The organism is Vreelandella olivaria (assembly GCF_023507745.1).
Taxonomy (GTDB): Bacteria; Pseudomonadota; Gammaproteobacteria; order Pseudomonadales; family Halomonadaceae; genus Vreelandella; species Vreelandella olivaria_A.
In genome coordinates this window covers 39,579-61,622 of record NZ_JALPZO010000066.1, presented here as the reverse complement: position 1 = coordinate 61,622, position 22,044 = coordinate 39,579, and the positions used below count along the sequence as shown (strand labels likewise).

Below are 22,044 nucleotides of genomic sequence, written 5' to 3'. Positions count from 1 at the left end.
GTGACAGAAATATTAAGCTCATTAGCGTCGTTTGAAGCATTACCCGGCTGGTTCTGCATCTCATAGACTAGTCGTGAATGCGGCGAAAATCAGCCTAGCAGCGCAGGCGCTGCCCTGGAAAGCTCCACTTTCCTTCTCACGCAGCCGCCTGTCAACGCAAATCCAATTAAACGTCCGTCTTTATCTTCGGCAAAGGCTGCCATTTCCCCCTGTTCACCCTCGATTCGCCACTGTGCAGGTTGCGTTGAGGGAGGATAGGCAACCACCGGTAGCAGCGGCGTTTTGACAATGACCGGCCAGGCACCAAAATGCACATGGGTGGGGGAACCACCCAGGGTCGCTGCGAGTGCTTTCGCACTGGCCTGTAAAGGCTGTATGTACATGGCGTTGATGCCGTCAACACAGGCTACATCGCCCAGGGCGTAAATATGAGGATGGGAGGTGCGCAATTGGCGATCAACCTGAATACCGCTATTGGTAACAGCGAGCCCCGCTGCTTCAGCAAGTTGAATGCGAGGGGCAAGGCCGGTAGCCATCAATATTATATCGGCCTGAAAGCGGTCCCTGTTATCCAGTTCAATGGCAATGTCGTTGTGATGACCAGGTGATATTTTCCGGATGGAGTGCCCCAGCCTCAGTTGAATACCGGCCTCTTTAAACGCATTGCCCAGTGCGTTGCCTAATGGTTCGGGCAATAGGCGCGGTAGTGGTGACGTTTCGGGAGCGAACAGGCTGACGTGATGCCCTCCGGCATACAGGTCGTTGGCAAACTCGCAACCTACCAGTCCGGCACCGATGACCGCCACCCGTGCAGGGCCTGAAGCTAGGGCAGCATGAAAACGGCGATAATCGTCCAGGTCATTGACGGTGAAACAGCGCCCAGCCAGCTCTTCCGGTACGCTGAATGGCCTATGCGGGCCTGCCCCGGTAGCCAGTACAAGATCGTCATAGCCAAGCTGCTGTCCGGTACTAAGCTGTATCGTCTGGTTATCCATATCCAGATGTTCAACATGGGTGTGGATTACCAGTTGTGCGTTCAGTTCTTCAGCGAGTGCAGCGGCATTGCGCTGGGCTAGCTGTTCAGGGGCAAGGCGTTTGGCAAAGCCGGTGGAAAGCAGTGGTTTGCTGTATTCATCGCCACTGTCCGCGCTAATCAGTGTGATGGTGCGGGTGTCACCCTGGCGGCGCAGAGCACGGGCAAGGCCAATACCCGCCATGCCGGTGCCAATAATTACCAGCGCCGCATGGGTATCAGCTGTTTTCGGGATAGGTGGGGGCATGTAGTCACCAGACGTTGGTAGAACAAAAGCCTGTTAGAGCGCCATGTTACACTAGCCCTCCCTTTTTTTGACTGCCTTGGAGAACCTGGTGACGGCCTCGACTTTCCGGCACGCCCAATCATTTCCGCACTGGTTACCCGTTAACGCGGTACGGCCTGCCATGAGTTCCTCCTGGTGGCAGTGGGTCGCATCCACCGATTCATTAACCGTGCGGTTAACATCGGCGGGGGGAGTTAAGCCATTTCGTGTGCGCTTACTACGCCAGACAACAGGCTTCCCCCGGCGGGATGAAGCGCTGGCACTGGGCATCGCGCCACGCCGCTATGCATGGCTGAGGGAAGTAGCACTATGCCTGGGTGGTACGCCATGGGTCGTCGCACGCTCTGTAGCGCCGCTTGGCCAGCTACAGGGAAAGGGTCTGGAGGGACTTGGAGAGCGTTCATTGGGTAGTTGGCTGTTTCGCCAGCACGATCTGGTACGTGGCCCACTCCACGCCACTTCCCATCGCCCCTGCTTTGTGGCTCATCACTCCCCGCTATTAGCAGATAGCGTATGGGGCAGGCGCTCGGTATTTCTGCACAGTGGGCTTTCGTTATTGGTGCAAGAGTATTTTTTATCCACCATGGCGGATGATCTTGGCCTGCCTTCGCGCTAGGCTAATACCCGCATCTTTATTTGTGAGGTAAGCATGGATCGTTCTCTATTGCGGCCAACGGGATGGGCTCGAGTGGCGGACTTTGTACAGTTGATGCGCCTGAATCGGCCGATTGGCACCTGGCTATTGATGTGGCCGACCCTATGGGCGCTGTGGTTTGCGTCAGAGGGTGTGCCTGGGCGTAAGGTGCTACTGATTTTTATTGCTGGCGTATACGTGATGCGGGCTGCAGGCTGTGTGGTGAATGATTATGCTGACCGCCACTTTGACGGCCATGTAAAACGCACCAGACATCGCCCCCTTGCCACCGGGCGAATCAGTGAAACCGAGGCGCAGCTGCTGTTTGTTGCTCTAGTGGCAGCGGCCTTCATTCTGGCATTACTTACCAACTGGTTTACGGTTCTGCTTTCCATTGGTGGGGTAGTGCTGGCGTTTATCTACCCCTTTATGAAGCGCTATACCCATTTTCCCCAGGTAGTATTGGGTGCTGCCTTCTCCTGGGCGATTCCCATGGCATTTGGAGCCGTGCTCGGGTATGTCCCCTTTGAGGCATGGCTACTATTCTTTGCCAATGTGCTGTGGACGGTGGCCTACGATACCCAGTACGCCATGGTCGATCGTGACGATGATTTAAAAATCGGTATCAAGTCAACGGCTGTGCTATTTGGCAGTGCCGATCGCTTAATGATTGGCTTGTTGCAAATAGCCGCCTTGGCGCTCCTTGCCTGGGTTGGATTGCGGGTTGGGCTTGGCGGCTTTTTCTGGCTGGGGCTGGTGTGCATGGCTGCCACTTTTGCCCATCAGCAGCGATTAATTTTTCATCGCGAACGCGATAAATGCTTCCAGGCATTCCTGAATAATCACTGGTCGGGTCTGCTGATGTTTGCCGGTATAGCACTGAGTTGGTGGCCAATCACTGGCTAAAAACGGTGAGTGTCATAGAATTGTCATCAAGTCATGGTGTTATCGTCACTGACATGTCACTGAACTGTTTCATATAAACCAGTTTTCATTGAACACCGTGAGGCCCTGGAATGACCGCCAAGACCGTTCTGATTGTCGATGATGAGGCGCCCATTCGCGAGATGATCGCGGTGGCGCTGGAAATGGCTGACTATCGCGTGCTTGAAGCGGATAACGCCCAGGATGCTCATGCCATGGTGGTTGACCATCAGCCTGATTTGCTATTGCTGGACTGGATGATGCCTGGTACCAGCGGTATTGAACTGGCAAGACGCCTTAAGCGTGAAGAGGCAACGGCAGAAGTACCGATTATCATGCTTACCGCCAAAGGCGAAGAGGATAATAAGATTCAAGGACTTGAAGCTGGGGCCGATGATTATATCACCAAGCCCTTTTCCCCCAGGGAACTGGTTGCGCGTTTGAAAGCTGTGCTGCGGCGTACTACCCCCCGCGGGGTAGAGGATCCGATTGAAATTAACGGCCTGTTATTGGATCCGGTCAGCCATCGGGTAAGCGCCTATGGAAAAGCGCTGGAGATGGGCCCCACCGAGTACCGTTTACTGCAATTCTTTATGACCCACCAGGAGCGCGCTTACACACGCAGCCAACTGCTTGACCAAGTGTGGGGTGGCAATGTGTACGTGGAGGAGCGCACTGTCGATGTTCATATTCGTCGTTTGCGTAAAGCGCTGGGCGAAGCCCATCAGAACCTCATTCAAACGGTGCGAGGCACTGGGTATCGCTTTTCCGCCCGGGTGTAGCCGTGCGCTTATGGAGCCGTGAGCTGTGGCGGATTGCCTGGTTAGCCACCCTGGGGGTATGCCTGGGATGGTTGTTGGGCGCTCCTGGCCTTGGTTTGGCTGCAGGACTCTCGGCTTGCTTGTTTTATCATTTGCGCCAGTTACTCGCCCTGTACCAATGGTTGACGCTGCATCCCCATGATGAGCCGCCAGCGGCGAGAGGAATGTGGGGCGAATTGTTGGATCGTCTGTATCGCTATCAGAAGAGTCAGCGGATAACGCAAAGCCGCCTGCGCGCAACGCTTGCGCGTATTCAAGAGTCCTCAGAAGCGATGCGTGATAGTGTGGTTATGCTGGATCGCCATGGCGACCTTGAGTGGTGGAATAGTGCCGCGACCGAGATGCTTGGCCTCCAGGCTGCCCATGATCGAGGTCAGCACATTACCAACCTGCTGCGCGACCCGCGATTTATCAGCTATTTTAACGCTTGTGAATATGGTGAGCCGCTGACGCTTACCTCTCCGATTGATGAGCGACGCATTCTGCAATACCAAATTACCCTGTATGGCGACGATGAACGCTTGGTGATGGCCCGCGATATTACGCGGTTACACCGCCTTGAGCAGATGCGGCGTGACTTTGTCGCTAATGTTTCCCATGAATTACGCACGCCGCTTACCGTGCTTTCGGGTTATCTGGAAACCTATAGTGATTTAGCTGATCAGTTGCCGCCGCGCCTGGGCCGGGGGATAGGCCAGATGCAAGAGCAAACCCAGCGTATGCAAAACCTGGTGAATGATCTATTACTGCTGTCACGCCTGGAAATTGATCAGGGTGGGCAGGACCACCAGTCGCTTGATGTTGGATCAATGCTTGAAAGCATCCGCCGGGACGCTTTAGCGCTTTCTCACCAGCACAATGTGAAGGTAGTGGTTGAGTGTGATGCACAACTGGTGGGTAGTGAGCAGGAAATCCGCAGTGCCATTTCCAATCTCGCTTATAACGCTGTGCGTTATACCCCTGCCGGTAGCCACATAACGTTGCGTTGGGCCGCCATGGCCAACGGCTCTGCCTGTATTGAAGTTGATGACGATGGTGAAGGCATTGATCCTGTGCATATACCGCGTTTAACCGAGCGCTTCTACCGGGTCGATAAAGGCCGCAGCACTGCCACCGGAGGAACCGGGCTTGGCCTGGCGATCGTCAAACACGTATTACTTCGCCACGATGCGCAACTACAAATTGAATCGCATCCCGGCGAAGGAGCGCTGTTCCGTTGTATCTTTCCTGTTTCCCGCCTATTACCCGCGGGTCCATCACACTGACGTCGACTGAAAAACAATCTTTGTACAAGTGTGTACTATTGTCATGTAATGATGGGCAAGCCTTGCGCATGTGTCATTTGTAGCCACCTTATACGCTTATAGTAAAGCGATACGCAGCGTGTTTTATTATTTTTAAGTTTTTGTTTTTATTTATTTTATTAGTTTTTAATGAAGGTTGGCACAAGGAGTGCAGCTACGTGGGTAAGGAAGGTCATACCGCAGGAACTGGTAAGCCGAAGAGGCAATCTTCCTTAAGCTAAGCGGTATTAAACAGCGATCTAGGAGGCGGAGTATGATATCCAAGGAACTACTCAAGAAAGCTGGCATTTTAGGTGTATCTTTTGGTCTGATGGCAAGCCCGTTGGCCTTTGCCGACACCACTGATCACTCTTCGATTGATCAGAATCAGGATAGTACGACTGATGAGCAGCCATTGAGCACCCAATCTCAGGATGAGGCAAACGCTGGTAACTACGACACTGAGGATCTGACTACTGACCATGGTACTCAAGGGCCCGATACTGTCGGTGACCCGGAATCAACCAGTACAGATGGTGGCGGTGAGGAGTATACCCCCGATGACGTTGTTGAAGAAAATAGCGGTATGTAAGATGTAACATTTATTTACAAGGTTGCAAAAAACTCTTACGCTTAGGATTGAGCGACTTTAGGATAAGGATGTCTAATTGCTAAGGATGCTAATATTAATTCATGGATTGAATCGAAGCGACGATCAATACGTTAGTTAGGGTTAATTCCAAGGTTGGAGTCCCGCAAAAGGATAGGAAGCTAGCGTTCAGCATCGCCCAAAGTAAGAGTTAGCAAGACCCTGCTACGGCGGGGTCTAATTTTTTGTGTAGAAAAAACCTACCCACTCTCTGAGCAACAACCTCTCAAGCGGTGGAGGTTATATCGTGCGTGCCCCGGTAATGCTGATCCCACATTAAGACAGATCCCGCCACTGCACCGGGAATTAAGAACAGGTTGGCCAAGGGGATCCAGGTCACTAGCATAATGAGCCCACCGTAGGTCAGGCTTGGCCACCAGTGCCTGACCAGTCGTGAGCGCATATCGCGAAACGTTACCTTGTTGTTATCCATAGGGTAATCCAGGTAGGTGATGGCCATCACCCAGGCGGAAAAGAGTGTCCATAGTACCGGCGCTAACAGGTTTAGTCCGGGGATCCAGCTAAGCAAAAACAGGGCTGCCATACGGGGCAGGATATAACCCAGCTTCACCAGCTCACGCCCCAGGGCATCCACAGCCGTTTTAGCTAGCCCACGGTCATCCAACGGTTCGCGGCCCGTTGTCAGCCGCTCGACTTTAGCGGCTAAAAAGCCGTAAAACGGAGCGGCAATGAGATGCGTAACCAGAGTGAAGGTAAAAAAGATCACCACTACCAGGCTGATAAAAAACAGTGGCCAAATTAACCACGACAGCCACTCAAGCCAGTTGGGTACCATGGCCATGGCGTTGTCCAGCCAGCCAGCAAAGCGGTTGAACACCACACTCAGCATACTGGCATAGACAATAAGATTGACCAGAATAGGCAGAAAAATATAACGCCGCAGGCCCTTTTGATACACCAACCGGGTACCTCGGCTTAGCGCAGTGATCGCATCCAATATGCTGGCTCCTCATTAAAACGCCCAGATAGGGCACCTGGGCGTATTGCAGGAGGAATGGCAGTCCAGGTCAAGGTTTTTTAAGGACCTTCTGATCCAGGGTATCAGGGTCGCTATGGCGGATATCTAGACCTTTGACCAGGTACACCACATATTCCGCCAGGTTATTGGCGTGGTCGCCTACCCGCTCCAGCGCCCGCAGCACCCACATAATGCTAAGTACCGAACTGATGGAACGCGAGTCTTCCATCATAAATGTCATCAGCGAGCGCATGGCGCTGCCGTATTCATCATCGACTGACTCATCTTCACGGACTACCTGCATCGCCAGCTCGGTATCAAAGCGAGCGAAGGAGGTAAGTGCATCACGCAACATTTTACGCACGTGTTCACTAATGTGACGTACCTCTACCAGCCCACGGATCGTCCCGTTATTCTCGCTCAGCAGCAGCGCATTGCGGGCAATTTTGCTTGCTTCATCACCAATACGTTCAAGGTCCGAGGTGGCGCGTATGACGGCCAGCACCAAGCGTAAATCAGACGCTGCCGGCTGGCGGCGTGCCAGTACGCGGGTGCACTCATCATCGATCTGCAACTGCAGGTCGTTAACCTGGCGGTCGTTGTCACGCACTTTTTCGGCCAGGCGGCTATCACCTTCCAGCAGTGCATACACTGCATCCTGAACCTGTTTTTCCACCAGACCGCCCATGGCCATCAGGTGGGTTTTCAACTCCTCCAGTTCCTGGTTGAACTGGCGGGAGATATGCTGACTGTGGGTATCGCTCGTAATATCCATTGAGCACTCCTGACGTTACGTCTATAGGGCCTAGGTCATGCGGCCAGTGATGTAGTTTTCGGTGCGTTGTAACTGCGGATTGGTGAACACCTGATCTGTTGGCCCGTATTCAACGAGTTCACCGTGCTGCAAAAAAGCCGTGTAGTCGGAAACCCGTGCGGCTTGCTGCATATTGTGGGTAACCAGTACGAGCGTCAGTTGCGACTTCAGGTTACGGATTAGCTCTTCAATTTTTAGCGTAGAGATAGGGTCCAGTGCAGACGCTGGTTCATCAAGCAGCAGCACATCCGGCTGTACAGCCAGCGTGCGCGCAATGACCAGACGTTGCTGCTGGCCGCCGGACAGCTGCCATGCTGAACGGTGCAACCGATCCTTCACCTCGTCCCAGAGTGCTGCCGATGTCAGTGCCCATTCGATAATATCGTCCCGCTTGCGCTTGGGTAAACGCCGCTGCAGACGTAACCCAAAGGCGACATTTTCGTAAATCGACATTGGAAACGGGTTGGGGGTTTGAAACACCATGCCAACCCGTCGCCTTAGCTCTGTTACGTTCATCTGTGAGGAATGGATGTCCTGCCCTTCAAGCTGAATATGTCCACCGTGAGTGACTGTTTCGTTAAGATCGTGCAGCCTGTTGATTGCCCTCAGCAGGGTGGATTTACCGCAACCGGAAGGGCCGATAAACGCGGTGACACGATGGCGCGGTACATCGAGGGTCAGATTGCGCAACGCCATTTTCCCCGCATAGGCGAGGTTAAATTGCTGGATGCTCAGGCAGCACTGCTCGGGAACAAAGGCCGTCACCGGTGCCTGAGATGCCTGGGCTGACATTGGGGACGCTAGCATTCGTTTCCTCGTTGACGCCTTAGATGATGACGTAGAAATATGGCAGTTAGGTTAAGCGCCAGCACAATAAGCACTAAAAGTAGTGCTGTGGCGTAAACCAACGGGATAGCTGCCTGGACATCTTCACCGTGAAAAGCCGTATCAAATAGATGATAGCCAAGGTGCATAAACTTGCGCTCAAGGTGAAGGTAGGGAAACTCGCCATCCAGGGGGACCTGTGGGGCGAGTTTGGCAACGCCTACCAGCATGAGTGGCGCCACTTCTCCTGCGGCTCGGGCAACAGCCAGTATCACTCCGGTGAGCATGGCAGGTGTTGCCATGGGCAATACCACCCGGGTTAACATTTCCAGGCGCGTTGCACCCAGTGCGACAGCTCCTTCCCGCTGGGCATCAGGGATGCGTGCCAGACCCTCCTCCGTTGCCACAATCACGACAGGTAGCGTTAACAGGGCAAGCGTGAGGGACGCCCACAAAAGCCCGCCCGTTCCAAAGGTGGGGGATGGAAGCTCGTCGCTGAAAAACCAGGTATCGATAGAGCCACCAATGCCATAGACGAAGACCCCCAGGCCAAACACGCCATACACAATGGATGGCACTCCTGCCAGGTTGCGCACGCCAATACGCACCAAGCGGGTGAGGCGGTTCTGATGGGCGATTTCGTTTAAATAAATAGCTGCTAATACGCCAAACGGCGTCACCATCACTGACATTAAAATAACCATCAGTACGGTGCCAAAAATGGCTGGCCATACGCCACCACCCGTATTCGCCGCTCGTGGGCCCTGGCTAAGAAACCGCCAGACGTTTTGCCCCCAGACGTAGGTTTTTTGTCCCCATGACATGGCATTGGGAGCCTGAAAGTGGCTGATGCCGCTCACTGGCTGGCGCAAGGTTTGCCCATCCGCAGTGGCAAGCAGTAGTTCACTGTTAGCGCGCTGACTGGGGGGCATCGTCAGGGCGTTCTTAACATGGTCCCAGGCTTCTTGTCCGGTTAGTTGCTGTCCTTCACTTTCCACCGCGATTAAGCGGCCAATAAAGTCACCCCATGGTGTGCGCTCCAGGCGGATAAGGTCATTGGGAGTGGACTGTTGGGTAATATCATCCACCGATACCCAGCGCCAGTTAGCACCGGTGATTTCACGATTGCCGGTAAAGTATAGGCGTTCCAGGCCCGCGTTTTGGGGCAGGGGGGCTTCACGCACCGATTGGCCAATAATGATATCACCAGAGCCAAGTGTGACTTCCTCCAGAGTGGCGGGCCAGAAATGACTTAATCCGCGCGTCACCAGCAGGGTAAGTAACGCCGCTAGCATTAATAATGACAGTGCCACGCAGGCGGCACACAGCCACGGCCAGAGCCCATCACGTAGCCAGGTAGCCTCTCGTATGGTGTGAGGAGACCGCCGCTTCATTGTCTGACTCCTAGCCTGTGGTAGCGGCGGCGCAGGCGGTGGCGTACCACTTCTGCCAGGGTGTTGACCAGGAAGGTAAAGATGAACAGTACCAACGCTGCCAGAATCAACAGATGATAGGTGAGGCCTCCTGGAGAAGCCTCGGGTAATTCAATGGCAATGGCTGCTGAGAAAGAGCGTAATCCTTCAAATGGACTGGCGCTAAATAGCGCAGTATTGCTACTGGCCATGAGTACAATCATGGTTTCACCCACTGCACGGCCAGCGCCAATCATAACAGCAGAAAAAATGCCTGGACCGGCAGTAGGCAGGGCTACTTTCCACAGTGCCTGCCAGCGGCTGGCGCCCAATGCCTGTGCGCCTTCCATCAGGGCGGGGGGAACATCCGCAAGTGCATCGTCGGCTAACGAGTAGATGCTGGGGATGATCGCAAACCCCATGGCAACGCCTACGATCAGTGTGTTACGGGTGACGTAGTCCATACCATAGTGCAGGTCGAGGAAACGGCGCAGGTCGCCGCCCAGCCATTGCTGCTCAATCACCGGGGCCAGCCAGAGCGCCACCACTACCATGCAGGCGAGCCAAGGGATCAGCCATAGCCCAGCCCAGGTGTGTGGTAGGCGTGGACGCAGCCGCGAGGCGGCAATATGCCAAAGGGCACCCGCCAAAATAGCGCTAAACGGCAGCCAAACGATTAACAATAACGCGCTGGCTAAATGCTGCTCTATCCACGGCGCCAGCACTAAGCCCGCAATAAAACCCACCACAACGCCAGGTATAGCCTCCATGAGTTCCAGCGTGGGTTTGATACGGCTACGCAAGCGTGCTGACATAAACAGCGCCGAGTAGATGGCTGCGCCCAGTGCGATGGGCGTGGCAAAGAGCATCGCGGCGATGGCGGCTTTGAGTGTTCCCCAGGCGAGCGGTGCCAGCCTGCTAACGGCGAGCGTATCGCCCAATGCCAATAGTGGCAGCGTTTCCCAGAGCAGGAATACCCCGATAGCCAGAATGGCCATTAATACACCAATACCACCAGCAGTGATGAGCCCGGTAGCAATACGGTCTTGAAGCTGACGCAGCGGCTGACGCGAAAGAGGGAGCCGGGGAGGAGTCATGTCGACATCATAGAGAAGCAGGTGCCATCACTGAAATGAACATGCATGGTGGAGTCTCCTTACCCTAAGATATTTTTATGACAATTATGTGACAATGGGTTACCACACCTGCTGAGTTTCCAAATCGTTTGTGGGCAGGGGCACAAAGCCAGCCGCTCGGATAATTTGTTGGCCCTCATCCGACATAATCAGCGTAAGCAACGCCTGCTCCGCAGCAGGTAACGTTTCACCAGGCGGTGCATTAACGTATAGGTACAGGTCTCGTGACAACGGGTATGCGCCGCTTTGAATCGCTGCCTCACTGGGTGCCACGGTACGGCCATACTCATCTGTTAAGCGTAGCGCCTTTACCATCGGTGAAAGGTGGTTGTAGCCTGCATAGCCCATCGCATCAGGCGACTCTCCCACGGCGGCTACTACGGCGGAGGCCCCTGGATACTCGCTGATATCCGGGCGGAATGGTCCATCGCAGAGCGCACGTTGCTGAAATAAACCGTGGGTACCCGAAGCAAGGTTACGCCCGTGCAACGCAATTCGGCCATAGGGCCAGGAAGCAGTGGCAGGCAGTGCCTCCCAACGCCTGATCGGGTCGATTTCACCGCATGCCAGGTGGCTGGAAAAAATGGCATCGACTTGCGGCAGGGTTAAGCTTTCAAGGGGGGTGTGGCGGTGCACAACGATAACCAGTGCATCACGCGCAACTCGCAGCTCAAGAGGAGGGTAACCATAATGGTCAATAAACTGTTGACGTTCCTCCTCCGTCATTGGCCGCGACATTGGGCCAAGGCGCGTGGTACCCGCTATCAGGGCGGTTGGGGCGCTGGCAGACCCTCCAGCCTGAAACTGCACATTGATGTCCGGATAGCGAGCGGTCAGTGCTTCACCCCAACGCAGCACCAAACCTGCCATGGTGTCTGAACCAACGGCCCCCAGCGTGCCACTAACGCGCAGCGATGAGTTTGCCAGCGCGGCGTGCGTCATTAACAGGAGCATGCCCAGCAGTGCCAGATGAAGGCGATATTTCTTCTCCCGCCAAAAGCCGTTACTCTTCAAACGTTCCTCCTCTTGTGATTAACTAATGTCAGCCTATTGCGATGCAGCAACATCACAACAATAAACCGACAAAGCGACCACTTTATGACACCGTTGGATACCGATTTGGACGACGTCCCTGCCCCCCAGGGGCAGCTCATCTTAAAGCTACTGGCTTCTCGACAAGATACCAATATCTACGGTGATATTCCTGGTGGATGGCTGGTGAATCTGATGGATCAAGCTGCCGAGCTTGCAGCTGGTCGCGAAGCTGGTGGGCGCACGGCTACTGTTGCCATTGAAGCTATGGATTTTCTAAGCCCTGTGCGCGTGGGCTCGATGGTGAGCGTCTACACTCAGGTACAGGAAATTGGCCGTAGTTCGATCAAAATTGATGTTGAAGTCTGGGTGCGCCCTCCCCAGGGCCGTCACCTGGAAGAGCGTCAGAAAGTGACCGAAGCGCGGTTCGTGATGGTGGCGCTGGACGACAATGGCCGAATTCGAGCGGTTCACAGCTGAGTAGAAACGGTATAGAACAAGGGCGCCCGGTAGGGCGCCCTTGTTCATTTCAGGTTCGTTTATCGCGAAACGCGCGGTTAGGCGCCTACTCCGTCGCGCCCCTTCAGGTAGGAGTACTCGCCGATATCACTGAATGGACGCAGTACTTTCTGGAAAGCCGAGTAGGATTCCCATACGCGGCGGGACTCATCATCGCCATCGACCTGGCGCTGCACGACTTCTTTCGATGACTCGAAGAGCGCGGCCATCACATCCTCAGGGAAGGTCCGCAGTTGAACGCCATGCTCGTCTACCAGTGTCTCCAGTGCCTGGGCATTGCGGTAGGCAAACTCACTGATCATCGCCATGTTAGATGCACGTGCGGCTTCGCGGATCACGTCCTGTAGATCTTCTGGCAGCGCATTCCATGCATCCAGGTTCACGGTGCCTTCCAGTACTGCCGTCGGCTCGTTCCACACCGAGGTATAGTAGTAATCCGCTACCTGATGCAGGCCAAAGGCCATATCGTTGTAGGGACCAACCCAGTCAGCAGCATCGAGTACACCGGTTTGCAAAGAGGTGAAAATCTCTGAACCGGGCATGTTCACGGTGGTCACACCGATGCCGTTCATCGCTTCACCTGCCAGCCCCGGCAGGCGTAGGCGAACGCCCTGCATATCGGCCAACGAGTTGATCTCTTTTTTGAACCAGCCCGCCATTTGGCTGCCGGTATTCCCTACCGGGAAGGGCTTCAGGTTGTGGTTGGCATAAATCTCATCCCACAGCTCCTGGCCACCGCCATGATATAGCCAGGCATTCATTTCCGTGGTGTTCATACCGAAAGGTACCGCAGTGAAGAACTGCGATGCGGCCACTTTTCCGCGCCAGTAGTAGGAGGCGGAGTGGCCCATTTCGGCGGTACCGGCAGCAACGGCGTCAAAGACCTCCATGGCGGGAACCAGCTCACCTGCTCCGTGCACGCGAATACGCATACGGCCATTAGAGAGCTGCTCTACCCGGCGGGCAAAGTCATTCGCGCCTGTACCCAGGGCGGGGAAGTTTTTCGGCCAGGAGGTCACCATATCCCAGGTGTAGGTTTCGTTAGCGCTTGCAGTGGATACAAAGGGAGCAGCAGCGACACCGGCGGCACCTAGGCCGGCGGTTTTTAAAAATTGGCGGCGTTGCATGGCGGGCATGACTCCGAAATTATACGGTGTTTTTATAAAAGCGCAGTGAGCGCGGTGTCCGCCCGCCAGTATGCGCTAAGCGGCTTTTAATGGGCAAGTGTCCGTGGGTTGCTTTTCCTTGTACGTGAACACCACTTAAAGTGGTGTCAACTTCGCAAAGCCAAGTACCAGCCATTTCACGCCTTCGCCTGCAAAACTGACCTGAACTCTTGCGCGGGCACCTTCCCCTTCCGCGTTCAAAATGACGCCCTCACCAAAGACCGGATGTGCGACCTGCTGGCCCACATGCAGCGCAGGCAGGTCCCCATCGCTTTCGATACTCTGTTGGGCAAAACTGGTACGTGAGGCGGTAACCGGTCGGGATATGTGGCCGCGCAGGCGCACCTCTTCCAGCAGGTGGGGAGGTAACTCGCGCAGAAAGCGTGAGGGCCTGGGAAATACCTCTTTGCCGTGTAGGCGGCGAGTCTCTGCATGCGTGAGGTAGAGCTTTTGCATGGCCCTGGTAACGCCTACATAGCAGAGCCGCCGTTCCTCTTCGAGGCGTCCGGGCTCCTCTACCGACATTTTGTGGGGAAACAGGCCCTCTTCCACGCCCGCGATAAACACGATGGGGAACTCCAGACCCTTGGCGGAGTGCAGTGTCATTAGCTGAACGCTATCCTCGAACTCTTCCGCTTCATGATCGCCTGCATTAAGGGCTGCTTCTGAAAGAAACGCTTCAAGGGCCACCATGCCTTCACCCGCCTCCGGTGTTTCAAACGCATCACCATGGGTAAAGGCGCGGGCGGCATTAACCAGCTCTTCCAGGTTTTCCACCCGGGCCTGGCCTTTCTCGCCGCGTTCGCTTTTATGGTGCTCGACCAGCCCTGTGTGTTCGGTAACGTGGTCGATGATTTCGTGCAAGGGCAGCCCGGCAGCATCGTTATCCAACTGCTCAATCAGGTTGGCAAAGGCTTGTACCGCGTTAGCCGCCCGGCCTTTTAGCGTGCCATCGTGAATGGCGTCGTGGAGCGCTTGCCATAGCGAAATGCCCTCTATTCTGGCGCGGTGGCGCACAATTTCCACTGTGCGGGTGCCGATACCCCGGGTGGGGACGTTAATAACGCGCTCTAATGATGCATCGTCATCACGGTTGAGCAGCAGGCGTAGATAGGCCAGGGCATTTTTGATCTCCAGCCGCTCGTAGAAGCGATGTCCGCCGTAAATGCGATAGGGCATGCCCTGGCGTATCAGGGTCTCTTCGAGCAGCCGTGATTGGGCGTTGGAGCGGTAGAGGATGGCGATATCGCGGCGATTAAATCCCTCATCAACCTTCTCTTTAATGGTATCGACAATATAGCGCGCCTCTTCCAGGTCGTTAAACCCTGCGTAGACGGAAATGGGCTCGCCTTCGACCCCATCCGTCCAGAGGTTTTTGCCCAGTCGCTCGCTGTTGTGGCTGATCAGGGTGTTCGCCGCGTCAAGAATGGCACTGGTGGAGCGATAGTTCTGTTCCAGGCGCACTGTATGGGTGTGTGGAAACTCCTCCTCAAAACGGCGAATGTTTTCCACCTTGGCGCCGCGCCAGCCATAAATTGACTGGTCATCGTCGCCCACGGCGGTCATGGGCGTTTGAAGCCCGGTGAGCAGCTTCAGCCAGGCATATTGGAGGGTGTTGGTATCCTGAAATTCATCGACCAGTACGTGCCCGAAGCGCTCTCGGTAGTGGTTGAGGAGAGGGGGGTTATCGCGTAGCAGTTCAAGGCTTCTCAACAGTAGCTCGCCAAAATCCACCAGCCCGCCGCGTTCGCAGGTAAGTTGGTAGCGCTCGTAAAGCTCCACCATTTGGGTCAGGTAGCCATCGCCATCCACATTGACCTGATGAGGGCGTAGGCCTTCCTCTTTGCAGCCAGAGATAAAGCCTTGCACTTGGCGGGGTGGGAAGCGCTCATCATCAATGGCGTAATCTTTCAGCAGCCGTTTTACAAGGCGCAACTGGTCATCGGAATCAATAATCTGAAAGTGTTGGGGCAGCCGGGCATCCTGCCAGTGGGTACGTAACAGGCGGTGGGCAATCGAGTGGAAGGTGCCTACCCACACATGGCGCATTGACATGCCCAGCAGGGCTTCCAGGCGGGTGCGCATTTCCCGGGCGGCTTTATTGGTGAACGTGACGGCCAAGAGCGCATAAGGTGATAACCCTTCAGCTTGCATCAGCCAGGCGATACGATGAACCAGCACGCGGGTTTTCCCGGACCCCGCACCTGCGAGCACCAGGAGATTCCCCTGGGGGGCGCTGACTGCCTCGCGCTGCGCGGGGTTGAGCTGATCGAGAATCGTCGTGACGTCGTCCATATAAGCCGCTGCCGGTTCGCAAATGGACAGCCAGTTTAGCACAGCCAGTGAACTGGCTGTGTATACAGGAGGCGTGTTTAGGTTTCTTCGGGGTAGCGCAGTGTATTAAGGCTTTTCTTCACCGCTTTCAGCTGCTCAGAAAGCTTTGGACCACGGGTTTTGGCAACGCCCACGGCGAGTACGTCGATCAACACCAGGTGTGCAATGCGTGAACTAAGCGGGGTGTAGATTTCGGTGTCTTCATGGACGTCAATATACAACGGCAGACTAACCTCTTCAGCAAGTGGCGAGCCGCTGGGGCATAAGCCAATCACGGTTGCACCCGCCTCTCGGGCCAGGCGGACACTGGCCACCAGCGCTTTGGTACGTCCGGTTTGTGAAATCGCCACTACCACGTCGCCCTCTTTGAGAGTGACCGCCGACATGTTCTGCATATGGGGATCGGCGTAGGCGGATGTTGAAATTTGCAGACGGAAAAACTTGTGTTGTGCATCGAAGGCCACCGCGCCGGACGCACCGAAGCCGTAGAACTCAACGCGGTTAGCCATCGCCAGAGCGTTGACCGCACGCCCCAGGGCATCGTTATCAAGGCGGTCACGCACTGAAAGCAAAGTCCCCACGGTGGAGTCAAAAATGCTGTGGGAAAACTCGGCCACTGAGTCGCTGTCGTTCATGGAGAACTGAGCGAACTGGCTGCCGCTGGCCAGCATTTGCGCCAGTTGGAGCTTAAAGTCCTGGAAACCGTTACAGCCCAATGCCCGGCAGAAACGCACGACCGTTGGCTCGCTGACCTTGGCTTCGGTGGCGAGGTCAACGATCCGCATATGGATGACCTCATCGGGATTGCGCAGTACAAACCGCGCTACCTTTTGTTCGGAGCGACGGAAATGCTCCATGCGGCGTCTCATTTCATCGAACAGGGCGCGGCTCACGTTCAGCTCCTTCAAGTCTTTGTCATGCGCGTATATAGCCATGTTCCCCATAGTATGCCTGAGCGCTGTATGGCGGGTCAGCATAAAACAGTGTGGCGTGTAGGTGTTTATAAGTTGTTAAAACATGTCGTCAAGATTAGTCATCATTTTGTCAAGTAGGTTATAGTAAGAAGTGAAGTGCCGCACTGCATCATTTTAAAACAGTCGTCACGGTGCAGGTGGACGTAGGCATATTCACCTGGAGGAACGTCGATTATGAGAAATGTCGAACGAATCACCTCGGTAAAGAGCGAATTGCTCGACATCTTTATGAGTATGGAAGTTGATGAGCATGCTCAACGCCAACGTAGCGCCGCTCAGCGCAGCTTAAGGGCGCGCAGAGGCATTGAGTTGCATCGGGAATTCCAAAAGTTAACGCGGGATATCGCCCCCTTGCCAGACGATGACGAAAGGCAAGAGAGCGAATTGCACTAATCCCAAAAGTACTGCTCACAGCGTGAGCCCGGAAACACAGGCCCTGCGTCAGCAGGGCGGTGAATCGCTGAAGGGAAGTGCTGACAGGATTGTGAGTAGCGTTGGTCGTTTGGGCAGGCTTACGATTAAATAAGTCCCGCGACAAACACCACGATCACACCAGCGGGCGCTACATAGCGCGCGATGATGTTCCATACGCTGATACCGGTCGCTGAGAGTCCGAGCTCGGCCTCCACGCTTTCGCGCTTCAAACACCACGCAGCAAATACAATCGCGCCCAGGCCCGTTAACGGCAGTAGTATTTTGCTGGTGAAGGTGTCGAGGAAGTCGAAAATGTTCAAGCCAAAGAACAGTACCCCTGACCACACGTTAAACGACAGCAACGCCGCCACACCCAGCAACCATACCCCAAGTCCGCTAGTGAGCGTTGCGGTTATCCGCGACATCGCTGTGCGCTCTTCAAGCATTTCAACGGTGGGTTCCAGCAGTGAAATCGCCGAGGTTAGTGCAGCAAAGGTAAGCAACAGGAAGAACATCAGGCCCAGGATCGTGCCGCCTGCCATGTTACCGAATGCCAGTGGCAGCGTTACAAAGATCAAACCTGGACCTTCACCAGCGCTTAGCCCGTTGGCGAACACAATGGGGAAGATTGCCAGACCAGCTAATAGCGCAATAATGGTATCCAGAATGATGACGGTACGCGCGGTGCTGATGAGATCAACCTCTTCGCCAAGATAAGAGCCGTAGGCCATCATAATGCCCATACCCAGCGAGAGGGTGAAGAAGGCCTGACCCATCGCGGCCAGTACGATGCTTCCGGTGAGTGCACTCCAGTCTGGGCGGAACATAAATGCCAGCGCTTCGCCAAAATAACCGCTGGCCACGCCGTAACCAGCCAGTATCAGCATTAATACCACCAGCGCAGGCATCATCCAGCGTGCCGCGCTCTCAAGCCCTTTGGTCACACCGCGGGCCACAATACCAATTACCAACACCATAAAGGCAGTATGCCAGAGCAGCAGCGTACCAGGGCTGGCCAGCATGCCACCAAACAAACCGTTGATGCCATCGGCGTCCTGGCCACTAAAGGTGCCGATCACCGAGCTTAACGTGTAGTTCAGCGACCAGCCGCCGATCACGCTATAGAACGACAGGATCAGGAACGCTGCTAAAACACCACTAACACCGATCAACGCCCATGCTTTGGATTTACCATGGTTGGCTGCAAGTTCTGCCATGGCATTGATAGGGTTTTTCTGGCCCCGGCGTCCAATCATCCATTCAGCGACCAGAATGGGCAGGCCGACCAAGGTAACGCAAGCCAAATAGACTAAAACGAAGGCTGCGCCACCGCTGTCACCAACCATATAAGAGAAACGCCAAATATTCCCCAGTCCGACTGCCGAACCTGTGGCAGCCAGCACAAAGCCCATACGGGATGACCATTGTGCATGTGCAAGTTTTGCCATGTATCACCTGTGGTTTAATTGATTGTAATGAGTCGTTATTGGTGCGGTGCACCAATTTTCGGAAAATAGAGTGTTTGCCAGCGTTATTTTCCGAAAGTACCCGCAATTTATCTGATCGAGGGGGTGCTTGCCAGTCAGCTGGACTAAAAAGGCAGGTTAAAACAGTTGGCTCTGCTTATCGCTGGCAAATGGCGGCAGCGGGGGAAGTGGTGTGACTTTCTGTAGCGCCTGATAGAGCTGCCGGGCCATCTCCGGCGACTCGCGATTATCTGCAGTATGCACAAATAAAAAAGGGGTTTTCCCCTGACTTATCCACAGTTTTAGGCGCTCTTGCCATGGAGTGAAGTAGTCCCTATTAATGGTTTTGTCAATATGGCCAATGAAGCGAATGACAGGTTGATTTGCTGTAGAGAGTACGTGTAGTGGGACTTTCGGCTTTTCATGCTGGGCATGGGCTAGTCCAGGATGGCCGTTGGCGGGTGTTGAAAACACAGGGCGCACATCAAGCATAACGCGATTGGCGGAATAAGTTATCAACAGGCGGTTGAGGGCTTTCTCAGCTGCTCCCTTGTGGAAAAACTCTGGGTGGCGTACCTCGACTGCACAGGGCAAGTGGGATGGCCACTGAGCCAGGAGGGCTTCCAATTGAGGAAGCTCCCGAGGCCCAAAATCACGCGGCAGCTGCACCATGGTGGGGCCAAGGCGATCGTGAAGAGGTAACAGCGCGGCTAAAAATGCCCAGGCATCTTCAAGCTGGGTTAAGCGCTGGTCATGAGTTACGCTGGCGGGCAACTTGAAACAAAAGCGAAATTCAGACGGTGTTTGGCGGGCCCAAGCCGCCACCGTTTCGGGTTTAGGGGCACCGCTATAGAACGTGGTATTGCCCTCAACACTTGAAAAGACCGCCGCATAGTCGCTCAGCAGATCCGTTTTCGCATGGCGGGGGTAGAGGCTGCCAAGCCAATCCTGATTGGCCCACATGGGCAAGCCTAGGTAAAGAGGGAGCGTCATGTGGGGCCTTATATTCAATAGCGGGTCACGAAGATGGCTAAGGTGCCTGGATATAGTTAAACGCCGAAAATATGCAATCGTTGCTGTGTTGACAACGTTACTATGCCAAGACGGCTTTTATCTGCCCAATAGAGCACTTATAACACACCTATCAAGCACTCCACTGCTGCCTAACAGGATGACGCCATGAACTCAGGATTTGTCAGTACCAATGAGATTCGCGACCAGTTTTCAAAAGCAATGTCGGCCATGTATCAGCAGGAAGTTCCTCAATATGGCACGCTGCTCACGTTGGTAGCAGCGGTCAATGACGACGTATTACGTCAGGATAGCGCCATTGCCAACGAATTGCGCGCTAGAGGAGAGCTGGCACGAATTAACGTTGAGCGTCACGGTGCCATTCGGGTAGGGAGACCTCAGGAGCTGAACCTGTTGCGGCGTATGTTTGCGGTGATGGGCATGCAGCCGGTGGGCTATTATGATCTCGCTGCTGCGGGTGTGCCTGTTCACTCCACCGCATTTCGCCCAGTGGAGGATGAGGCGCTTACGTATAATCCATTTCGTGTGTTTACTTCGTTGCTGCGCCTTGAGCTGATTGAGAGTGACGACTTAAGGGAGCAGGCGCGGGAAATATTACAGCGTCGCAGCATCGTTACCCCCCAGGCGCTGTCGCTGATAGAGCGTTTTGAACAACAGGGCGGACTAAACGAGGAAGAGGCTAACGCCTTTGTGCAGGCGGCATTGAATACTTTCCGTTGGCACCACGATGCGACCGTGGATGTCGCTACTTACCAGCGCTTACACGAAGAGCATCGCTTAATTGCCGATGTAGTGTGCTTTCGAGGCCCTCACATTAACCACTTGACCCCGCGTACCCTGGATATCGATGAGGTTCAGCGGCGGATGCCTGAGGCAGGCATTCATCCGAAAGCCATCATTGAAGGCCCCCCGCGACGTGCCTGCCCCATCCTTTTGCGTCAAACCAGCTTTAAAGCGTTGGAGGAAACCATTACCTTCGCGGATACAGTGAAGGGGCAGCATACCGCCCGGTTTGGTGAAATCGAGCAGCGCGGCATTGCGCTCACTCGCAAAGGTCGAGCGCTTTACGATCATTTATTGGGAGAATCACAAGCGATGCCGCCAGCCAACGATAATCATGCCCATCAGGCACAGTTAGCGGATGTGTTCAGCGCTTTCCCGGATGATTACCCCACGCTTAGAAAAGAGGGGCTGGCGTTCTTTCACTACCAGGCGGTTCCTGGCAAGCAAGCCTCACTTCCCGATAGTGCTGGGATTGACGTGATAGAGGCACTGATTGAGCAGGGCGTCTTAACCTGCCAGCCAATGATCTATGAGGACTTTCTACCGGTTAGCGCTGCGGGTATTTTTCAGTCCAACCTGGGTGAGCATCAGCGTGACGAATATGCCAGCCAAGCCAATCAGGCCCAGTTTGAACACGACCTGGGAGCGCAGGTAATGGATGAAATCACGCTATACTACCAGCGCCAGCAGGCAACTCTTGAAGAGGCGCTGGCGGCGCTGGGGGTCAAGCACTGATCGTGGTACGGATCAGGCGCGCCTTTTCCTGTAGCAACGGTAAATACTCTCTGAGCAGCGTATCCATATCGATACGGGCGGCATTGGTACTGATATTGATGGCGCCCAATAATTTGCCGTTGGCATCAAAGGCGGGCACGGCCAGCGAGCGAAGCCCTGAATCCAGCTCCTCGTCGGAAATTGCGTAGCCTTGCTGGCGTACTTTATTAATGCATTTTTTCAGGCTGTCTTTATCGGTAACGGTTTTATCAGTGTAACGCTGTAAAGAGATACGCGATAAGTAGGCGTTAAGCGCAGGCTCAGACAATTGCGCCAATAGAATACGCCCCATTGAGGTATGCGCTGCTGGTAACCGCGTACCCACTGAAAGGGAAATGGCCATTAAGCGATGCGGTGCCGCTGAGCGCGCCACATAAATAACGTCGTCTCCATCCAGTATGCCCAGGGAAGATGATTCGCCGCTTTGTGCGGTGATCTCTTCCAGATACTGTTGGATGACGCTGCGATAATTATTAGCGGATAGAAACGAGTACCCTAACTGAAGTACTTTAGGGGCCAGCTCAAAGTAACGCTGCTGTTTGCGTACATAGCCCAATGCGTGCAGCGTCAATAAAAAACGACGTGCTTTTGCCCGGTTCATACCCGTGCGCGCAGCCACTTCACTCAGGGTCATGCGCGGATTAGCGTCGTCGAATGCCATGATGACTTCCAAGCCACTGGCCAGTGCAGTTACAAAGTCGCGGTCATCAGGCTGAAGTGTCTCTTCCTTTAGGAAGTCTTCCATTGTTATTTA

At 54.6% G+C, this 22,044-nt stretch carries 21 protein-coding genes; 8 read left to right on the top strand and 13 right to left on the bottom strand.

What is annotated here, in order from left to right:
* Positions 1–89: 89 nt before the first annotated feature.
* On the bottom strand, positions 90–1,280 hold the full coding sequence (locus HP566_RS05565; RefSeq protein ID WP_249976271.1) for an NAD(P)/FAD-dependent oxidoreductase: 1,191 nt from the start codon (positions 1,278–1,280) through the stop codon (positions 90–92).
* Positions 1,281–1,368: 88 nt separating this feature from the next.
* Here HP566_RS05565 and HP566_RS05560 point away from each other — a divergent pair, with 88 nt between their 5' ends.
* The 5 genes from HP566_RS05560 to HP566_RS05540 all read left to right on the top strand — a co-directional run bounded on the left by HP566_RS05560 (position 1,369) and on the right by HP566_RS05540 (position 5,573).
* Positions 1,369–1,935 carry a chorismate--pyruvate lyase family protein gene (locus HP566_RS05560; protein ID WP_249976270.1) on the top strand — a complete coding sequence of 189 codons (567 nt, stop codon included), beginning with the start codon at positions 1,369–1,371 and terminating at the stop codon, positions 1,933–1,935.
* Positions 1,936–1,968: 33 nt separating this feature from the next.
* A complete protein-coding gene (gene ubiA, locus HP566_RS05555; RefSeq protein ID WP_249976269.1) occupies positions 1,969–2,859 on the top strand; it encodes a 4-hydroxybenzoate octaprenyltransferase in 891 nt (296 codons plus the stop codon).
* Positions 2,860–2,969: 110 nt separating this feature from the next.
* Positions 2,970–3,659, top strand: a complete 690-nt coding sequence (gene phoB, locus HP566_RS05550; RefSeq protein WP_249976268.1) for a phosphate regulon transcriptional regulator PhoB — start codon at positions 2,970–2,972, stop codon at positions 3,657–3,659.
* 2 nt (positions 3,660–3,661) lie between these two features.
* Positions 3,662–4,963 carry a phosphate regulon sensor histidine kinase PhoR gene (gene phoR / locus HP566_RS05545; RefSeq protein ID WP_249976267.1) on the top strand — a complete coding sequence of 434 codons (1,302 nt, stop codon included), beginning with the start codon at positions 3,662–3,664 and terminating at the stop codon, positions 4,961–4,963.
* A 292-nt stretch (positions 4,964–5,255) separates the two neighbouring features.
* Positions 5,256–5,573 (top strand): hypothetical protein, encoded by a 318-nt coding sequence (locus HP566_RS05540; protein ID WP_249976266.1) that lies wholly within the window; start codon positions 5,256–5,258, stop codon positions 5,571–5,573.
* A gap of 283 nt (positions 5,574–5,856) precedes the next feature.
* Here HP566_RS05540 and cysZ read toward each other — a convergent pair whose 3' ends face one another.
* The 6 genes from cysZ to HP566_RS05510 form a co-directional block, all read right to left on the bottom strand.
* The gene (gene cysZ, locus HP566_RS05535; RefSeq protein ID WP_249976425.1) at positions 5,857–6,591 is read right to left on the bottom strand and encodes a sulfate transporter CysZ; all 735 of its coding nucleotides are present in this window, start codon (positions 6,589–6,591) and stop codon (positions 5,857–5,859) included.
* Between the two features lie 67 nt (positions 6,592–6,658).
* On the bottom strand, positions 6,659–7,384 hold the full coding sequence (phoU, locus tag HP566_RS05530) for a phosphate signaling complex protein PhoU (RefSeq protein ID WP_249976265.1): 726 nt from the start codon (positions 7,382–7,384) through the stop codon (positions 6,659–6,661).
* A gap of 30 nt (positions 7,385–7,414) precedes the next feature.
* Positions 7,415–8,230: a phosphate ABC transporter ATP-binding protein PstB gene (pstB, locus tag HP566_RS05525; protein WP_249976264.1), complete on the bottom strand. Its 816-nt coding sequence runs from the start codon at positions 8,228–8,230 to the stop codon at positions 7,415–7,417.
* A complete protein-coding gene (gene pstA, locus HP566_RS05520; protein ID WP_249976263.1) occupies positions 8,224–9,642 on the bottom strand; it encodes a phosphate ABC transporter permease PstA in 1,419 nt (472 codons plus the stop codon). The genes pstB and pstA overlap by 7 nt, the downstream gene beginning before the upstream one ends.
* Positions 9,639–10,757, bottom strand: coding sequence for an ABC transporter permease subunit (locus HP566_RS05515; RefSeq protein ID WP_249976262.1), 1,119 nt, complete (start codon positions 10,755–10,757; stop codon positions 9,639–9,641). Before HP566_RS05515 ends, pstA begins: the two co-directional genes overlap by 4 nt.
* 99 nt (positions 10,758–10,856) lie before the next feature.
* Positions 10,857–11,810, bottom strand: a complete 954-nt coding sequence (locus tag HP566_RS05510) for a PstS family phosphate ABC transporter substrate-binding protein (protein WP_249976261.1) — start codon at positions 11,808–11,810, stop codon at positions 10,857–10,859.
* A gap of 84 nt (positions 11,811–11,894) precedes the next feature.
* On the opposite strand from HP566_RS05510, the gene HP566_RS05505 reads away from it, so the two are divergent.
* A complete protein-coding gene (locus HP566_RS05505) occupies positions 11,895–12,308 on the top strand; it encodes an acyl-CoA thioesterase (protein WP_249976260.1) in 414 nt (137 codons plus the stop codon).
* A 77-nt stretch (positions 12,309–12,385) separates the two neighbouring features.
* On the opposite strand, the gene HP566_RS05500 is transcribed toward HP566_RS05505, so the two are convergent.
* The 3 genes from HP566_RS05500 to hexR form a co-directional block, all read right to left on the bottom strand.
* Positions 12,386–13,474 carry a TRAP transporter substrate-binding protein gene (locus HP566_RS05500; protein ID WP_249976259.1) on the bottom strand — a complete coding sequence of 363 codons (1,089 nt, stop codon included), beginning with the start codon at positions 13,472–13,474 and terminating at the stop codon, positions 12,386–12,388.
* A gap of 135 nt (positions 13,475–13,609) precedes the next feature.
* Positions 13,610–15,808, bottom strand: coding sequence for a DNA helicase II (uvrD, locus tag HP566_RS05495; RefSeq protein WP_249976258.1), 2,199 nt, complete (start codon positions 15,806–15,808; stop codon positions 13,610–13,612).
* A 77-nt stretch (positions 15,809–15,885) separates the two neighbouring features.
* A complete protein-coding gene (gene hexR, locus HP566_RS05490) occupies positions 15,886–16,740 on the bottom strand; it encodes a transcriptional regulator HexR (RefSeq protein ID WP_249976257.1) in 855 nt (284 codons plus the stop codon).
* Positions 16,741–16,995: 255 nt separating this feature from the next.
* Here hexR and HP566_RS05485 point away from each other — a divergent pair, with 255 nt between their 5' ends.
* Positions 16,996–17,214 (top strand): PA3496 family putative envelope integrity protein, encoded by a 219-nt coding sequence (locus HP566_RS05485; RefSeq protein ID WP_249976256.1) that lies wholly within the window; start codon positions 16,996–16,998, stop codon positions 17,212–17,214.
* A gap of 125 nt (positions 17,215–17,339) precedes the next feature.
* On the opposite strand, the gene HP566_RS05480 is transcribed toward HP566_RS05485, so the two are convergent.
* Together HP566_RS05480 and HP566_RS05475 are read right to left on the bottom strand one after the other, a co-directional pair.
* Positions 17,340–18,683: a sodium-dependent transporter gene (locus HP566_RS05480; protein WP_249976255.1), complete on the bottom strand. Its 1,344-nt coding sequence runs from the start codon at positions 18,681–18,683 to the stop codon at positions 17,340–17,342.
* Positions 18,684–18,839: 156 nt separating this feature from the next.
* On the bottom strand, positions 18,840–19,694 hold the full coding sequence (locus tag HP566_RS05475) for a DUF72 domain-containing protein (RefSeq protein WP_249976254.1): 855 nt from the start codon (positions 19,692–19,694) through the stop codon (positions 18,840–18,842).
* 186 nt (positions 19,695–19,880) lie between these two features.
* On the opposite strand from HP566_RS05475, the gene hglS reads away from it, so the two are divergent.
* Positions 19,881–21,251, top strand: coding sequence for a 2-oxoadipate dioxygenase/decarboxylase HglS (gene hglS / locus HP566_RS05470; protein ID WP_249976253.1), 1,371 nt, complete (start codon positions 19,881–19,883; stop codon positions 21,249–21,251).
* Here hglS and HP566_RS05465 read toward each other — a convergent pair.
* Complete coding sequence (locus HP566_RS05465; RefSeq protein ID WP_249976252.1) at positions 21,241–22,035, bottom strand: IclR family transcriptional regulator domain-containing protein; 795 nt, start codon at positions 22,033–22,035, stop codon at positions 21,241–21,243. The genes hglS and HP566_RS05465 overlap by 11 nt on opposite strands.
* Between the last annotated feature and the right edge of the window lie 9 nt (positions 22,036–22,044).

Bases quoted from the DNA above. Each gene is read 5' to 3' on its own strand.
- ubiA (WP_249976269.1), top strand. From the start codon at position 1,969: ATGGATCGTTCTCTATTGCGGCCAACGGGATGGGCTCGAGTGGCGGAC.
- HP566_RS05475 (WP_249976254.1), bottom strand. From the start codon at position 19,694: ATGACGCTCCCTCTTTACCTAGGCTTGCCCATGTGGGCCAATCAGGAT.
- HP566_RS05480 (WP_249976255.1), bottom strand. From the start codon at position 18,683: ATGGCAAAACTTGCACATGCACAATGGTCATCCCGTATGGGCTTTGTG.
- HP566_RS05540 (WP_249976266.1), top strand. From the start codon at position 5,256: ATGATATCCAAGGAACTACTCAAGAAAGCTGGCATTTTAGGTGTATCT.
- uvrD (WP_249976258.1), bottom strand. From the start codon at position 15,808: ATGGACGACGTCACGACGATTCTCGATCAGCTCAACCCCGCGCAGCGC.
- HP566_RS05565 (WP_249976271.1), bottom strand. From the start codon at position 1,280: ATGCCCCCACCTATCCCGAAAACAGCTGATACCCATGCGGCGCTGGTA.
- HP566_RS05515 (WP_249976262.1), bottom strand. From the start codon at position 10,757: ATGACTCCTCCCCGGCTCCCTCTTTCGCGTCAGCCGCTGCGTCAGCTT.
- HP566_RS05505 (WP_249976260.1), top strand. From the start codon at position 11,895: ATGACACCGTTGGATACCGATTTGGACGACGTCCCTGCCCCCCAGGGG.
- hglS (WP_249976253.1), top strand. From the start codon at position 19,881: ATGAACTCAGGATTTGTCAGTACCAATGAGATTCGCGACCAGTTTTCA.
- phoU (WP_249976265.1), bottom strand. From the start codon at position 7,384: ATGGATATTACGAGCGATACCCACAGTCAGCATATCTCCCGCCAGTTC.
- HP566_RS05465 (WP_249976252.1), bottom strand. From the start codon at position 22,035: ATGGAAGACTTCCTAAAGGAAGAGACACTTCAGCCTGATGACCGCGAC.
- pstA (WP_249976263.1), bottom strand. From the start codon at position 9,642: ATGAAGCGGCGGTCTCCTCACACCATACGAGAGGCTACCTGGCTACGT.
- pstB (WP_249976264.1), bottom strand. From the start codon at position 8,230: ATGCTAGCGTCCCCAATGTCAGCCCAGGCATCTCAGGCACCGGTGACG.
- HP566_RS05485 (WP_249976256.1), top strand. From the start codon at position 16,996: ATGAGAAATGTCGAACGAATCACCTCGGTAAAGAGCGAATTGCTCGAC.
- HP566_RS05500 (WP_249976259.1), bottom strand. From the start codon at position 13,474: ATGCAACGCCGCCAATTTTTAAAAACCGCCGGCCTAGGTGCCGCCGGT.
- phoB (WP_249976268.1), top strand. From the start codon at position 2,970: ATGACCGCCAAGACCGTTCTGATTGTCGATGATGAGGCGCCCATTCGC.